At 49.5% G+C, this 14,625-nt stretch carries 11 protein-coding genes and 1 pseudogene; 5 read left to right on the top strand and 7 right to left on the bottom strand.

The genetic code is table 11. The annotated features are described in order from the left end of the window. Nucleotides 1–175: 175 nt before the first annotated feature. Together fabD and BLU99_RS00065 are read left to right on the top strand one after the other, a co-directional pair. Entirely contained in the window at nucleotides 176–1,069 is an 894-nt protein-coding gene (gene fabD, locus BLU99_RS00060) for an ACP S-malonyltransferase (protein ID WP_091899159.1), read from the top strand. Nucleotides 1,070–1,146: 77 nt separating this feature from the next. Then, nucleotides 1,147–3,275, top strand: a pseudogene (locus BLU99_RS00065) (alpha-amylase family glycosyl hydrolase). Between the two features lie 32 nt (nucleotides 3,276–3,307). Here BLU99_RS00065 and BLU99_RS00075 read toward each other — a convergent pair. The 5 genes from BLU99_RS00075 to BLU99_RS00095 all read right to left on the bottom strand — a co-directional run bounded on the left by BLU99_RS00075 (nucleotide 3,308) and on the right by BLU99_RS00095 (nucleotide 9,006). Then, entirely contained in the window at nucleotides 3,308–4,366 is a 1,059-nt protein-coding gene (locus BLU99_RS00075) for an endonuclease/exonuclease/phosphatase family protein (RefSeq protein ID WP_091899162.1), read from the bottom strand. Nucleotides 4,367–4,383: 17 nt separating this feature from the next. After that, complete coding sequence (locus BLU99_RS00080) at nucleotides 4,384–5,643, bottom strand: ATP-binding response regulator (protein WP_091899163.1); 1,260 nt, start codon at nucleotides 5,641–5,643, stop codon at nucleotides 4,384–4,386. 78 nt (nucleotides 5,644–5,721) lie between these two features. Beyond that, nucleotides 5,722–6,906, bottom strand: a complete 1,185-nt coding sequence (locus BLU99_RS00085; RefSeq protein WP_091899164.1) for a glycosyltransferase family 2 protein — start codon at nucleotides 6,904–6,906, stop codon at nucleotides 5,722–5,724. A gap of 20 nt (nucleotides 6,907–6,926) precedes the next feature. Next, nucleotides 6,927–8,501: an Rne/Rng family ribonuclease gene (locus BLU99_RS00090; RefSeq protein WP_091899165.1), complete on the bottom strand. Its 1,575-nt coding sequence runs from the start codon at nucleotides 8,499–8,501 to the stop codon at nucleotides 6,927–6,929. A gap of 229 nt (nucleotides 8,502–8,730) precedes the next feature. Then, entirely contained in the window at nucleotides 8,731–9,006 is a 276-nt protein-coding gene (locus BLU99_RS00095; RefSeq protein WP_091899166.1) for an HU family DNA-binding protein, read from the bottom strand. A 188-nt stretch (nucleotides 9,007–9,194) separates the two neighbouring features. On the opposite strand from BLU99_RS00095, the gene pyk reads away from it, so the two are divergent. Then, complete coding sequence (gene pyk / locus BLU99_RS00100; RefSeq protein WP_091899167.1) at nucleotides 9,195–10,634, top strand: pyruvate kinase; 1,440 nt, start codon at nucleotides 9,195–9,197, stop codon at nucleotides 10,632–10,634. Nucleotides 10,635–10,672: 38 nt separating this feature from the next. Next, the gene (gene ettA, locus BLU99_RS00105; RefSeq protein WP_091899168.1) at nucleotides 10,673–12,388 is read left to right on the top strand and encodes an energy-dependent translational throttle protein EttA; all 1,716 of its coding nucleotides are present in this window, start codon (nucleotides 10,673–10,675) and stop codon (nucleotides 12,386–12,388) included. A gap of 23 nt (nucleotides 12,389–12,411) precedes the next feature. On the opposite strand, the gene greA is transcribed toward ettA, so the two are convergent. Both greA and BLU99_RS00115 read right to left on the bottom strand, forming a co-directional pair. Next, nucleotides 12,412–12,882 (bottom strand): transcription elongation factor GreA, encoded by a 471-nt coding sequence (gene greA / locus BLU99_RS00110; protein ID WP_091899169.1) that lies wholly within the window; start codon nucleotides 12,880–12,882, stop codon nucleotides 12,412–12,414. Nucleotides 12,883–12,887: 5 nt separating this feature from the next. Then, on the bottom strand, nucleotides 12,888–13,403 hold the full coding sequence (locus BLU99_RS00115; RefSeq protein ID WP_255397389.1) for a thioredoxin family protein: 516 nt from the start codon (nucleotides 13,401–13,403) through the stop codon (nucleotides 12,888–12,890). A gap of 148 nt (nucleotides 13,404–13,551) precedes the next feature. Between BLU99_RS00115 and BLU99_RS00120 the strand changes: the two genes are divergently transcribed. Beyond that, a complete protein-coding gene (locus BLU99_RS00120) occupies nucleotides 13,552–14,622 on the top strand; it encodes an MBL fold metallo-hydrolase (RefSeq protein ID WP_255397390.1) in 1,071 nt (356 codons plus the stop codon). Nucleotides 14,623–14,625 lie beyond the last annotated feature (3 nt).

Below are 14,625 nucleotides of genomic sequence, written 5' to 3' on the forward strand. Positions count from 1 at the left end.
TTCTGAAGTGCAAACTTACACATTTTTTTCGATATTCTGACCACTTTGACTAAAAAAAAGATGATTGAGAGGCGTTTTTCAGAAAAATATCGTAATTTTGCAACTCAGAAATGGCGAGCAGGAATGGCTCGCCATAAAGATAAGAAAGATTTACCAAATTTAAATAATCCAAAAAATGAAAGCATTTGTTTTTCCCGGACAGGGAGCACAGTTTGTAGGCATGGGTAAGGATCTGTATGATAACAACCCGCTTGCAAAGGAACTTTTTGAGAAAGCAAACGAGATTCTCGGTTATCGTATTACCGATATCATGTTCGAGGGAACAGACGAGGAACTGAAGCAGACGAAGGTGACACAGCCTGCCGTCTTCCTGCACAGTGTGATCTCTGCCCTCTGCTTGGGTGAGGCCTTTGACCCGAAGATGACGGCTGGTCACTCACTGGGTGAGTTCTCTGCGCTGACCGCTGCCGGAGCACTGAGCTTTGAGGATGGCCTGAAGCTGGTCTATGCACGTGCCATGGCCATGCAGAAGGCTTGTGAGGCACAGCCCTCAACAATGGCTGCTATCATCGCTCTTCCTGATGAGAAGATCGAGGAGGTATGCGCCGAAGTGAGCAAGATGGGTAAGGGTGTGGTCGTTCCGGCCAACTATAACTGTCCCGGACAGCTGGTTATCTCTGGTAATATCGATGCCATCAACGAGGCTTGTGAGCAGCTGAAGGCTGCCGGTGCCAAGCGCGCACTGCCCCTGAAGGTCGGTGGTGCTTTCCACTCTCCGCTGATGCAGCCCGCCAAGGATGAGTTGCAGGCTGCCATCGAGCAGACGGAGATCAAGGCGCCGAAGTGTCCTGTTTACCAGAACGTCGATGCTAAGCCTCATACGGATCCTGCTGAGATCAAGGCAAACCTCATTGCCCAGCTGACCAGTTCGGTGCGTTGGACACAGAGTGTACAGAATATGATTGCCGATGGTGCCGACGACTTCACGGAGTGTGGTCCCGGTAAGGCCCTCCAGGGTATGATCGCTAAGATCAACAGAGAGGTGTCTGCTCACGGTATTGAAGAATAATAATCCCTTGATGGTGCCAGTCTGACCGATCGTGGTGGGACTGGCACTATTTCAATCTATTAACGGTCTACTAAAACATGAACAATAAAATCATTGTTTACCAAATTTTTACGCGGCTATATGGAAACAGGAATACTTCTCGGAAGGAGAACGGCTCTATCGAAGAGAACGGCTGCGGTAAACTGAATGACCTGACACCGACGGTTCTGAAGAAGATCAGGAACATGGGTGTCAGTCATGTTTGGTATACAGGGGTGATCCGACATGCGACGCAGACCGACTATTCGGATCATGGTATTCCCGTGAACCATCCCGCTGTGGTGAAGGGAAAGGCGGGGTCGCCCTATGCCATCACCGATTATTATGATATTGATCCAGATCTGGCTACGGACGTGGATCTGCGTATGCTGGAGTTTGAACAGCTCGTGGAACGCACGCATCAGGCTGGCATGAAGGTGATCATCGACTTCGTGCCCAACCATGTGGCTCGTCAGTATCACTCCATCTGTAAGCCCGAGGGGGTGAGGGATCTGGGAGAGGATGACAATCCGCAACATGGCTTTGATCCGCAGAACAACTTCTACTACTGTCCCGGTCAGTCGTTCTCGCCTTACTTCGATCTGTATCATGGGGCGGAGCAACCGTATCATGAGGAACCGGCCAAGGCTACGGGCAACGACTGTTTTCATCATGCACCGGGGGTGAACGATTGGTATGAGACGGTGAAGTTGAACTATGGCGTAGACTACTATGCCGGTAGGATAGGGCATTTCCAACCGATTCCAGACACGTGGGATAAGATGACGGATATCTTGCTCTTCTGGGCTGGTAAGGGCATCGACGGCTTCCGCTGCGATATGGCGGAGATGGTGCCGACGGCCTTCTGGCATTGGGCAATCGACAAGGTGAAATACCGTTACCCAGAGATAATCTTCGTTGGCGAGGTGTACGACCCGAATCAGTATCGCAGTTACTTGGGTGCTGGCTTCGACTATCTATATGATAAGGTGGGAATGTACGACACGCTACGTGGGGTGATGGGTGGCGGTCTGTCAACACATGCCATCACCAGTGCCTGGCAGCAGACTGATGATATACGGGATCACATGCTCTTCTTCCTCGAGAATCACGACGAACAGCGTATTGCCAGTGACTTCTTTGTCGGTGATGCACGGAAAGGTGTGCCTGCACTCGTTGTGTCGGCATTGCTGCAGCAGAACCCATTGATGGTCTATGCCGGACAGGAGTATGGGGAGCGTGGCATGGATCAGGAGGGATTCAGTGGGCGTGACGGACGGACAACGATCTTCGATTACTGGTGTATAGACACGTTGGTCAGGGCTGCCCAACGGAAGCTCACGGCAGAGGAGAAGGTGTTAAAGGCTCAATACGATAAGGTGCTGAACATCGCACGGTCGGAGAAGAGCATCGTCGAAGGGGATTCGTTCGATCTGATGTACGTCAACGGACAGTACCAGCGACAATATGCTTTCCTGCGTAAGGCTGACAGTGAGGTGCTGCTTGTGGTCGTGAACTTCGACGACTTGCCTGTGGTGATGGATGTCATGATACCTGCTCATGCCTTCGATTTCCTGAACATGAAGGAGAATGGGACTGTTTCTACGGACTTGTTGACGGGGGAGCGTATCAGACTGCAACTGCAGCGTGACATGCCGGTTGCTGTCAGTCTAAAGCCCTTGGGGGCCGTTGTAATGAAATTCAAAGCATAGAAATATAAATGGCTGACTATATCCTAAACGAACACAACAAGGAGGAGTTCCCTCCTGCACATACGGCTGAGCATCTGCTCAACCAGACGATGATCCGTCTTTTCGACTGCGGGCGTTCATGTAATGCTCATGTGGAACGGAAGAAGAGTAAGATGAGCTTTCATCTGGACCATAAACCGACTCGTCAAGAGGAGAAGGAGATCGAACAGCGGATGAACGAGTTGATTGAGGAGGATCTACCCGTGACCTTCGAGTTTGTGACGCGTGACGAGCTACCGGAGGAGGTGAGTCTCGACCGTCTGCCTGATGATGCCTCTGAGACCATCCGTCTGGTGCGTATCGGCGACTATGATGTCTGTCCTTGTATCGGTCGTCATGTACGTAGCACCTCGCAGATCGGGCGTTTCGAATTGCTCGGCACCAATTGGGACGAGCAGGAACGCTCCTTCAGAGTGAGGTTTAAGATTGTACAGTAAGGGTGTCGGAATCGATGACGGATGCCCGTAGATCACTTGGGTGACATTTTCATGAACACCGGGTAGTGATCGGAATAACTGAGCTCGCGCTTATAATAGGAGATGCCTTCCAACTGCTGGTCGTGGAAGACATAATCGATACGCACTTTCTTATTGCCGCGGTAGGTGAACATAAAGCCATCGCCACACTCCTTGAAACCGTCGATCTTGTCGCCGAGTAAGGTGTTGTAGACGTAGGAATAGGGCACATCGTTGAAGTCGCCACAGACGATGATGGGCACCTTCGACTCGCGCATGTCCATTGCCACGACATCTGCCTGGCCTGAGCGGGCTATCATTCCTACCGTGTAGTTGCCGTAGATGGCGCTGATAAGCGTGTTGTTTTGCACGTCGAAACCGTTACGGGCAATCTTTGCAGCCCGGTGCAGGGTGCCGTTGATGCCTGTGGTCTCCAGATGAACGTTGTAGATACGATAGACATGGTCGTTGACCTCCACCTCTGCCCACATCGCACTGTTATTGGTCATCTCGAAGGGCAGGTTTTTGGATTGCTTGATCGGATATCTGCTGTAGATTACCATGTCGCTCTCGCCAACGGCCATATAGGGGAAATAGTCCTTGTAGGAGTCGGAGTTCTTCTTGTCTCCGCTCTGGTCGAGGTACTCTTGGAAACAGACGACATCCACTTTCTGCTTCTTCATCTCCGACAGGATGTCCTGTGCCATGAAACCGGAGGTCTCACGACCGAACATCGCCACGTTGTAGGTGGCCACCTTGATGCCTGGCTTGGCATCGGTCTTCTCGTCGAATGAACGGAACTGATAAAGGGTACCGATATAGGGGATGCAGCACAATAGGGTGACCAGCGGCATGATAGCCCAGTGAAACCTACGCAGAATAAGCCAGTATATCAGGAATATAGCATTGCCGATGATCAGGATGGGTAGCGCATAGACCAACATGGCCCGTGCTGTGTTACCACCGGGATGCACATGACCACCATAGAGTCCAGTAAATGTCATAATCATCAACAGAAACGTGATGATCAACATCATAAGAGCGAAATATTTCTGAACGGCGAGCTTTCCCATACGACGTTTTCCTATTGCTACGATTCTTTATCGATGTATTTCTTGACGATCTCAATCAGGTTCTCAACCTTGAATGGCTTGGCCAGGAAATCGTCGCAGCCGGCGGCCTTGGCCTCACGGATATTCTCCTCGAAAGCGTAGGCACTCAAGGCGATGACTGGTGTGGACGTGACCTCCTTGATGATTCGGGTGGCGTCGAGACCGTTCATCTCGGGCATACGGATATCCATGAGGATGAGATTGGGCTTCTCGTCTTCATTGATTGTAACAGCCTCGATGCCGTTATGGGCACGGAGCAGGCGATACCGCTTCTGAAGCACAATCTTTACCAACTCGTAGTTGCTGTCCTCGTCTTCTGCCACCAGAATGGTCTTCATGTTCGGCTGATCGGCGCGCTCATTGATTCGGATGGTGCGCACATTGCTCGTCGTGGTGGTCTTGTTCTGGTCGTAGCCGCCGATGCTTCCATCAAACGGGAAGGTGAACCGGAACATTGATCCTTTGCCTTCTTCTGACTCGACGCTGATCTTACCGCCCAGACGCTCTACGATGATCTTACAGAGCGGCAGTCCGAGACCATAGCTGTTCTTGGATGTCTCAGCGTCTCGCGACATATAGGTCTCGAAGATATGACTGATGTCTTTCTTCTCGATACCTGAGCCTGTGTCCTTGACAAAGAACTCGATATCCTGACCATCGTCGATAATCTGATAACCGTAACTGATAGTACCACGAGAGGTGTGTTTCAAAGCATTGCTGATAAGATTGGAAAAGACTTGGGTGAGACGGTTGGCATCTGTGTTGAAGATTACCTTCATCGTGGGCTTGTTCCAGGTCAGACGTACGGTTTCCGGACAACGGAACTTAAAGATATTCTTAATGCTGGAGCAAAGTTCATGGAGGTCGGTCGGGGTCTTCTTCATCACGATTTCGCCTGACTCAACTCTAGACAAATCGAGAATCTCGTTGACCAGACTCATGAGACGGTTGTTGTTACTTTCGATAATCTCAAAGTACTTCATTCGGTCTTCAGGGGAGTCGGTCTCTACAATCACTCGGGAGAAACCTTCAATGGCATTCAATGGAGTCCGTATCTCATGACTCATGTTTGCCAGGAAAAGGGACTTCATCTTACTGGCTTTCTCAGCTTTCAGAGCCTTTTCTTCGTATTCCTTTAATTTTCGGTTAGCGATCGATAGCTGCTCGTTGACGAGCATCAGCTTTCGATTCGCATCTGCAAATTTCTGTAACAGTATCTCCCTTTCGTCCTTTTCCATTACAATTACAATCTACAATGTTATTCGGTGCAAAAGTAATAATTTATTTTTAATTATACGCATAAATAAAGAAATTTTTCAACTTCTCTTCGCTTTTTCCCAAGCACCATTTCTTCCATGTGTTCTCAAATAGTACATGCCACGGAATACATTCAGATTCATGAAGACGAAATAATAGACGGTATAGAGCAATTTGTTCCGACGACCGCGACGGTAGGACAGCCAGCCTCCGAAGGCCATTGCATAGAATAGAAGCTGTAACCCTAAGGTAATCAGGTAGAAACGTTCGGCACCCATGAGGACTATTGTCATGTTGGTGATGAGAAGAAGAACCAGAGCGATGGGGGTGATGCTCCAACGGAGTACACGGTGACTGACATATTGGAAGGTGACCAAAGGTCGGCGAAAGGGGTTGAGCATGCTCCGGAGCCACCAAATGCTCTGCAGACCGCCGGCTGCGATGCGGCGCTTACGCTTCGACTCCTCAAAGAGATTGGCAGAGCCGTATTCCATGGCATAGGCATCGGAGGTATAAGCAATGCGCTTTCCTGCCTGTACAACGTACATCGACATCATGAAATCGTCGAGGAGGGCATCGTCGGGCACGTCACGACAGAGCGTGGGATCCATGGCATAGAGCTCACCGGCTGCGCCCATGGCAGAGAATAGCTCACTGTCCCATTTTTTCAATGTACTTTCGTACCGCCAATACAGACCTTCTCCCTCGGCTGCCATCTCTCCTACTGTCTTGGCTGCAACACGTTTCTCTCCGGCCACACAACCGACCGTGGGATCCATGAACAGACGGGCAATCTCACGGAGGGCACCGGGATTAATCATCGTATTAGCATCGGTGAACGCGACATAGCGCGTCTTCAATGACTGAAGGCCGTGCTTGAGGGCTGCGGTCTTACCTTTACGCTCAGGACTGTATACGATGTCAACCTCAGGATAGGCAGCCAACAGTTCGTTGGTGTGGTCGTTGCTTCCATCAGTGACCCACATGATATGGAACTTGTCTTTGGGGTAGTCGAGTGCTCTGGTGTTTTTCATTTTCTCTGCGACGACATCCTCCTCATTATAAGCACAAATCATGAGGGTCATCGTGGGCAACTCATCGTCACTCGGCATCGCGGCTTCACGAGTGTTTCTCGTGAAGAACCGCTTCAGCCGGATGATGATATATAATAGTATTCCGTAACCTAGATAGGTGTAGAATACGATGAGCAGACATGCCCAGAACAGGATTTTCAGTGTTATCATAGGCGTTCGTTCTTTTGGCTTTACTTGGTCTCGATCTCTTCCTGCATGTCTATGAATTGCTTGTCGGAATCGTAGAACTCATATTGTAGGAAAGCCAGCTTCTGGGATGGAATCACACGGACACCGAGTCCGTATTTCATTTGCCATTGGCGCTTTAGACTGAACACGCCTTTGTTGATGAAGGCAGCCACATAGGGATGCACGTGTAGATAGAACTTGTGGATTCCGATCTTGTTGACCAGAGTGTCAATTTTATTCTCGAGAGTATCTGTGAACAGAATGCTGGATTTAATCGTGCCTTTTCCGAAACAGGTCGGACAGACTTCCTCGACGTTTACGCTCATGGCTGGACGGACACGCTGACGGGTAATCTGCATCAGACCGAACTTTGAAAGCGGTAGGATATTGTGCTTGGCACGGTCCTTCTGCATGTTCTTACACATCCGTTCGTACAGCAACTGACGGTCTTCTGGGAGCTTCATGTCGATAAAGTCGACGACGATGATGCCTCCCATGTCACGCAGACGAAGTTGGCGTGCCAGTTCGTCTGCGGCACCGAGGTTGGTCTCCAAGGCATTGGCCTCCTGACCATTCTCCTTCTTGATACGTGTACCGCTGTTGACGTCAACCACATGCATAGCCTCCGTATGTTCAATAATCAGATAGGCGCCATGCTTGTAGTTTACAGTCTTTCCAAAGCCCGACTTCAACTGCTTGGTGACGTTGAAGTTGTCGAAGATAGGTACTGTCCCGTTGTAAAGCTTGATAATGTCTTTCTTCTCTGGAGCAATCAGACCCAGATAGTTTTTGATTTCATCATGGACTCCGCTGTCGTTGACGTGAATGCCGTCGTAGGTGGGGTTGAACAGATCACGAAGGAGCGCCACGGCTCTGCTTTCCTCCTCAAAGCACAACTGGGGGCGTTCTGTGGTCTTCTGGACTTTCGTGATGGCGTCTTCCCAACGCTTCAGCAGAATCTTCAGTTCAGCATCAAGCTCTGCAGCTCTCTTTCCCTCTGCCACTGTCCTGACAATAACGCCAAAGTTTTTCGGTTTGATACTCTGAATGAGTTGCTTCAATCGACTTCGCTCCTCACCACGCTTGATCTTCGTGGACACGGATACACTGTCGTCAAAGGGTATCAACACTAGATAACGGCCTGCAAAACTTAACTCACACGTCAGTCGGGGACCTTTTGTGTTAATGGGTTCCTTGACAATCTGGACAAGGATCTCCTGACCGACTTTCAGTGTATTGGCGATGCTACCGCCTTTGGGTAATTCTGGTTGGATGTGGGCTTTCTGGATGGGGTAGAGCTTCTTTCGGTCGCTGACTACCTGCTTCAGGTACTTCTCATAAGAGTAAAATTGACTGCCCAGGTCAAGATAGTGCAGGAAAGCCACGCGCTCAGCACCGACATCAACGAAGCATGCGTTGAGGCCGGGCATCAGTTTCTTTACCTTTGCCACATAGATGTTACCCACCGAGAACGATGCCGTGCGCTGCTCCTGCTGGTACTCAACCAGCTGTTTGTCCTCGAGCAGAGCAATCGATATGTCCTTCGGTTGGACATCAATGATTACTTCACTTGTCATTTGCTTCTCAATCTTTTCTTGGGGGTCGTTAAATTCAAAAGGGTGTGTCGCTATTCTCTTGGGAATCAGCAGGCACACTCCTTTCATTTCTTTTTTACGGGGTCACCGCAAGTAATTACTTGCTCTTGTGACGGTTCTTGCGCAGTCTCTTTTTGCGCTTGTGAGTGGCCATCTTGTGACCCTTCTTCTTCTTTCCGTTTGGCATAATCTTATAATATTTAAATGTTAATTACTTCATCTTCTCAATGAAACTCTTTGAGGGCTTGAAAGCGGGGAAATCGTGAGCATCGATCACGATGGTCGTGTTCTTTGAGATATTACGAGCGGTCTTCTGTGCGCGATGCTTTACTACGAATGTACCAAAACCACGCAAGTATACATTCTGCTTGTTCTCGGCAAGGCTAGTACGGATCTCTTCCATGAACGCCTCAACCGTGGTAGCTACGTCTTTCTTGGCAACACCTGTCTCCTCAGCAATTTTGTTGATGATTTCTGCCTTTGTCATTTCTTTCCTTTTTTTTCTTATATATTAATAATGTGAAAAACCGAATAATCTCGATTTCGGACTGCAAAGATACTGTTTTTCAGCGGGATACCGAAATTTTCTCGCGTTTTTTTTCAAAATTTTGCTATTTTCTATACCGTTTGGGCGGATTTTTGTACCTTTGCACCTGAAAAAACAAAAACACAGGTATGAAGCAGACAAAAATAGTAGCCAGTATAAGTGACCGTCGGTGTGAGGTGGATTTCATTCGCAGTCTGTTTGAAGCGGGGATGAATGTAGTCAGGATGAACACGGCCCATGCCGATGAGAAGGGTCTTAAGCAGATTATAAATAATGTGCGGTCTGTCAGTCATCATATAGGTATCCTTATCGATACGAAAGGGCCAGAAGTACGCACCACGGGGTGCGAGGAGCCAATCGCCTATAAGACGGGTGATGTAGTGAAGATCTTTGGACGCCCGGAGATGGATACGACTCATGATATCATCAATCTTTCCTACCAGAATTTTGCTGCTGACGTGTATGAGGGATGCCATATCCTCTTCGATGACGGAGCGCTGGATATGCAGGTGATTGGTATCAATGGTCCTGCGGTGATTGCCCAGGTGCAGAACGACGGTGTACTGGGTTCTCATAAGAGCGTCAACGTGCCTGGTGTCCATATTGCCCTGCCGGCACTGACTGGGAAGGACCGTAAGAATATCATGTTGGCCATCGATCAGGATATCGATTTTATCGCTCACTCTTTTGTCCGCTCTGCCGCTGACGTGCGTGCCGTACAGGCAATATTGGATGCCTATAACTCGGATATCAAGATTATTTCAAAGATTGAGAATCAGGAGGGCGTGGATAATATCGATGAGATTATTGAGGCCTCGTATGGTATCATGATCGCACGTGGTGACTTAGGTATTGAGGTACCTATCGAGCGTATTCCAGGTATCCAGCGACAGATTATCCGTAAGTGTGTTAGGGCCAAGAAACCTGTTATCGTGGCCACGCAGATGCTTCATTCGATGATACAGAACCCTCGTCCTACGCGAGCTGAGGTGACCGACATCGCTAACGCGATATACTATCGTACCGACGCTCTGATGCTCTCGGGCGAGACGGCCAGTGGTAAGTACCCAGTGGAGGCTGTACGGACAATGGCTGCCATAGCTGAGCAGGCAGAGAAGGATAAGATGCGTGAGAACGATATCGAGGTGCCTCTGTCGCCTCAATGTGATATCCGTGAGTTTATGGCTCATTCGGCTATCGAAGCCACGGAGAAGTTGGGCGTGAAGGGTATCATCACGGATTCTAATACGGGTGATACGGCTCGTAATCTAGCAGCTTTCCGAGGACCGAACCCCGTGCTTGCCATCTGCTACAACGACAAGCTTCAGCGTCTTTTGAACCTGTCGTATGGTGTGATTCCTGTCTATCAGAAAGAACACATCAGCAATGAGGAACTGTTCCATGCTGCCGTCCGTATGCTGCGTCAGAAGGGCTATGTGCAGGATGAGGACAAGATTGCCTACCTGAGTGGAAATGTCGGTGAGGGCGGTGGCACGAAATTCCTCGAGATCAACTCGGTCAAGGAGGTGTTCAACAACCAGTACCGTTTCCATTTGCCACAGATTTAAGACAAGTGTTGATGTAATAACAGAAAAGAAATAATCCTATGGCGACAGTAGACGATAAGAAAGTGATTTTCTCCATGGTCGGCGTGAGCAAGACCATCCAGCAAAACCAGAAACAGGTTCTCAAGAATATTTATCTCAGCTTCTTCTATGGAGCGAAAATCGGTATCATCGGTCTGAACGGTGCCGGTAAGTCGACTCTGATGAAGATTATTGCCGGTCTCGACCAGCAGTATCAAGGTAATGTGGTGTGGAGCCCCGGCTACTCAGTGGGCTATCTGCCGCAGGATCCGCCACTGAACGAGGATAAGACGGTGAAGGAGAATGTGATGGAGGGCGTGCAGCATGTGTACGACGCTCTTGCAGAATATGATGAGATCAATGTGAAGTTCGGACTGCCCGAATACTACGAGGATCCCGACAAAATGGAGAAACTGATGGCGCGCCAGGCTGAGTTGCAGGATATCATCGATGCGACGGATGCCTGGAATATGGATTCGAAGCTCGATCGTGCGATGGCTGCATTGAACTGTCCTCCCGGTGACTGGAGCGTGAAGAACCTCTCCGGTGGTGAGCGTCGTCGTGTGGCACTCTGTCGACTGCTACTTCAGAAGCCGGATGTGCTCCTGCTTGACGAGCCGACCAACCACCTCGATGCGGAGTCTATCGACTGGTTGGAGCAGCACCTGCAGCAGTATGAGGGAACGGTCATCGCCGTGACGCATGACCGTTATTTCCTCGATGACGTGGCAGAGTGGATACTCGAACTGGATCGTGGTGAGGGTATACCCTGGAAAGGTAATTACTCGTCGTGGCTGGAGCAGAAGAGTCAGCGACTGGCACAGGAGGAGAAGTCGGCCTCAAAGCGTCGTAAGACTTTGGAACGTGAGCTGGAATGGGTGCGTATGGCTCCGAAGGCGCGTCATGCCAAAGGAAAGGCTCGTTTGAACTCCTATGATAAGATGCTGAACGAGGAACAGAAGCAGAAGGAGGAGAAGTTGGAGATCTTTATTCCGAATGGTCCGCGTCTGGGTAATAAGGTGATCGAGGCACATGGTGTGACGAAGTCGTATCCGGAGAAACAACTCTTCACCGACCTGAACTTCGTGTTGCCGCCTAATGGTATAGTCGGTGTTATCGGACCTAATGGCGCTGGTAAGACCACATTGTTCCGTCTGATTATGGGACAGGAACAGGCTGATGCCGGTACCTTCGAGGTAGGAGAGACCGTAAAACTGAGCTACGTCGATCAGCAGCATAAGGATATTGATCCGGAGAAGACGGTCTATCAGGTGGTCAGTGGTGGCAATGAGACCATCCGCATGGGTGGGCGCGACGTGAATGTACGTGCTTATCTCTCTCGCTTTAATTTCAATGGTGCCGACCAGGAGAAGAAATGTGCTGTACTCTCTGGTGGTGAACGTAACCGTCTGCATCTGGCAATCGCCTTGAAACAGGAAGGAAACGTGCTGTTGCTCGATGAACCTACAAACGATATCGACGTGAACACACTCCGGGCTCTTGAGGAGGGCTTGGATGCCTTTGCAGGCTGTGCTGTCATCATCAGTCACGACCGTTGGTTCTTGGATCGTATCTGTACACATATCCTTGCCTTTGAGACACCGGCCGATGGGTCGGGAGAGGGGAACGTGTTCTTCTTCGAAGGCAATTATACCGAGTACGAACAGAACAAGGCACAGCGTCTGGGTCTTGAAGAACCCAAACGTATCCGTTACCGTAAACTGATGGAGGAATAGGAGTGACTAAGGCTTCCGCCGTCTTAGAGGCAGATGCTCTCAATGCGGAGTCTTAGCGTTCCTGCCGGAACACGTACTTCCACGATGTCGCCTGTCTTCTTGTAGAGGAGGGCTTGTGCGATAGGTGACTTGATGGATATCTTCCCTTCGCGGATGTTTGCCTCGTGGGGACTAGCAATCGTGTAGGTCATCTTACTGTTGTTGGCCAGATTGGTCATCTCAACCTTACTGAGCAGTTGGACACTATCGGTGCCGAGTCTTGACATGTCAATGACTCGTGCATTGGCCAGCACCCGCTGTTTGAAACGTATCCTACCCAATAGACGAGACTGTTCTCGTTTGGCGGCATGATACTCGAAGTTCTCGCTAAGGTCGCCCTTGTCGCGGGCCTCGGCGATGGCGTCTTTCACCTGTGGCAGTTCTATGCTCTCCAACTGATGCAGTTCGGCTACGAGCTTATCGTAGCCCTCTTGCGACATATATTCGAAACTCATGATTATTACCCTTTCACGGCCTTTGGAGTCCAGTTATTGAAGAAACGGAGCACTTTCTTCTGATGATAGCCGTTGCCCTCTTCCAGAAAGCTCGAATCCTGGATATGGACGACCTTACCGGTCTCGTCAAGCACGACGAAGACGGGGAATCCGAAACGCTCGGGGTGGTTCAGGCGCTGTAGCATGGTCTTTACTTGCTGTGCCTTTTCTACGTCATCTTGAGACTTACGTGGATTGTAGTTGACGTGGATATACACGAAACTGTCGTCAATAACCTGACTGATCGTGCTGTCGTTCGTGATGAAATCGGCAAAGCGCAGGCACCACGGACACCAGTTACCACCAACCTGACAGATGACGAACTTTCCTTCAGACTGAGCTTTGGCAATGGCTTGGTCTATCTGTTCGATGGGGTTGATATCTTCGTTGTATACTTTCTTTAATGTCGTCTGTGCGTTCGCTGTGACAGCAAAGAGGGCGACAAATAGGGTCGTGATGATGCTCTTTCTCATTCTAATCATAAACAATTGTAAAATCGGTTGCAAAATTAAAAAAAGTCTCTGATATCTCAATCTAAAAGCGTATCTTTGCGGAAATATTTAATAGTATTTACGGATTATTTGCATCATTCGACGCTTTAGAGGAGCGGTGTGATAACCATAGAATTGTATGAAAAAGATAGTGACTTGCTTACTGACTGTTTTAGGGCTGACAACAGCTTGTGGTCAGGAGAACTTTGAGAATGCTGATGTGAAGGCTTTCGCAGAGCTGATGGAGAATACTCGTGTCGTGGTACTGGATGTGCGTACTCCTGCGGAGTTCACCGAAGGGCATATTGAGGGAGCTCTCAATATCGACCAGGGAGAGGATCACTTTATAGAGAAGATTAAGGCGATTCTTCCTGCAGACAAGACGATTGCCATCTATTGTAGAAGTGGTCGTCGTTCTGCCAATGCTGCTGGTCGACTGGCCGCCGCGGGCTATAAGTGTGTGAACCTGAAGGGTGGCATCATTGCCTGGAAAGAGGCTGGGATGGCGGTGACCACTGATGTCTACGAGGTAGATGTTTTCAAAACCAAGGGTGGAAAAGACATCAAGTTCCACGCTCTGATGCATTCCTGTATCCGTATCGAGTACGACGGCAAGGAGATAGAAATTGACCCGTGCTCGAAGCTGGGCGGGAGAGTCGTGGATTATACGATGATGCCCAAGGCCGACTATATCTTCGTGACGCACGAACATGCCGACCATTATGATGCATCGACTATCAGACTATTGTCTGCGGAGCAAACACAATTGATCATGAACCGGCGTTGCGCTGATATGTACGGTTCTGATGGACAGCATCAGCCAAAGGTGATGGTGAACGGTGACAAGTTACAGATAGCAGACGATGTCACGGTTGAGGCTGTTCCTGCATATAATACAACTGAAGGTCATCTGCAGTTCCATCCCAAAGGGCGTGATAATGGATATATCTTGACTCTTGACGGACTGCGGGTCTATATTGCCGGTGATACGGAGGATATTCCTGAGATGGAGACCATCAAGGATATCGATATTGCCTTCTTGCCTTGTAACCAGCCCTACACGATGACGCCGGAACAACTGGTCAGGGCGGCAAAGGTGATCAAGCCCAAGGTGCTGTTTCCTTATCACTATGGGCAGACGGACGTGACCACCATTCCTTCACAACTGCAAGGTGAGGGGATAGATGTGAGAATCAGGCATTATGAGTAAAGA

Source organism: Prevotella sp. lc2012, assembly GCF_900107065.1.
Lineage (GTDB): Bacteria > Bacteroidota > Bacteroidia > Bacteroidales > Bacteroidaceae > Prevotella.

Coding starts and splice junctions, on each gene's coding strand:
- fabD (WP_091899159.1), top strand. CDS start 176: ATGAAAGCATTTGTTTTTCCCGGACAGGGAGCACAGTTTGTAGGCATG.
- BLU99_RS00075 (WP_091899162.1), bottom strand. CDS start 4,366: ATGGGAAAGCTCGCCGTTCAGAAATATTTCGCTCTTATGATGTTGATC.
- BLU99_RS00080 (WP_091899163.1), bottom strand. CDS start 5,643: ATGGAAAAGGACGAAAGGGAGATACTGTTACAGAAATTTGCAGATGCG.
- BLU99_RS00085 (WP_091899164.1), bottom strand. CDS start 6,906: ATGATAACACTGAAAATCCTGTTCTGGGCATGTCTGCTCATCGTATTC.
- BLU99_RS00090 (WP_091899165.1), bottom strand. CDS start 8,501: ATGACAAGTGAAGTAATCATTGATGTCCAACCGAAGGACATATCGATT.
- BLU99_RS00095 (WP_091899166.1), bottom strand. CDS start 9,006: ATGACAAAGGCAGAAATCATCAACAAAATTGCTGAGGAGACAGGTGTT.
- pyk (WP_091899167.1), top strand. CDS start 9,195: ATGAAGCAGACAAAAATAGTAGCCAGTATAAGTGACCGTCGGTGTGAG.
- ettA (WP_091899168.1), top strand. CDS start 10,673: ATGGCGACAGTAGACGATAAGAAAGTGATTTTCTCCATGGTCGGCGTG.
- greA (WP_091899169.1), bottom strand. CDS start 12,882: ATGAGTTTCGAATATATGTCGCAAGAGGGCTACGATAAGCTCGTAGCC.
- BLU99_RS00115 (WP_255397389.1), bottom strand. CDS start 13,403: ATGATTAGAATGAGAAAGAGCATCATCACGACCCTATTTGTCGCCCTC.
- BLU99_RS00120 (WP_255397390.1), top strand. CDS start 13,552: ATGAAAAAGATAGTGACTTGCTTACTGACTGTTTTAGGGCTGACAACA.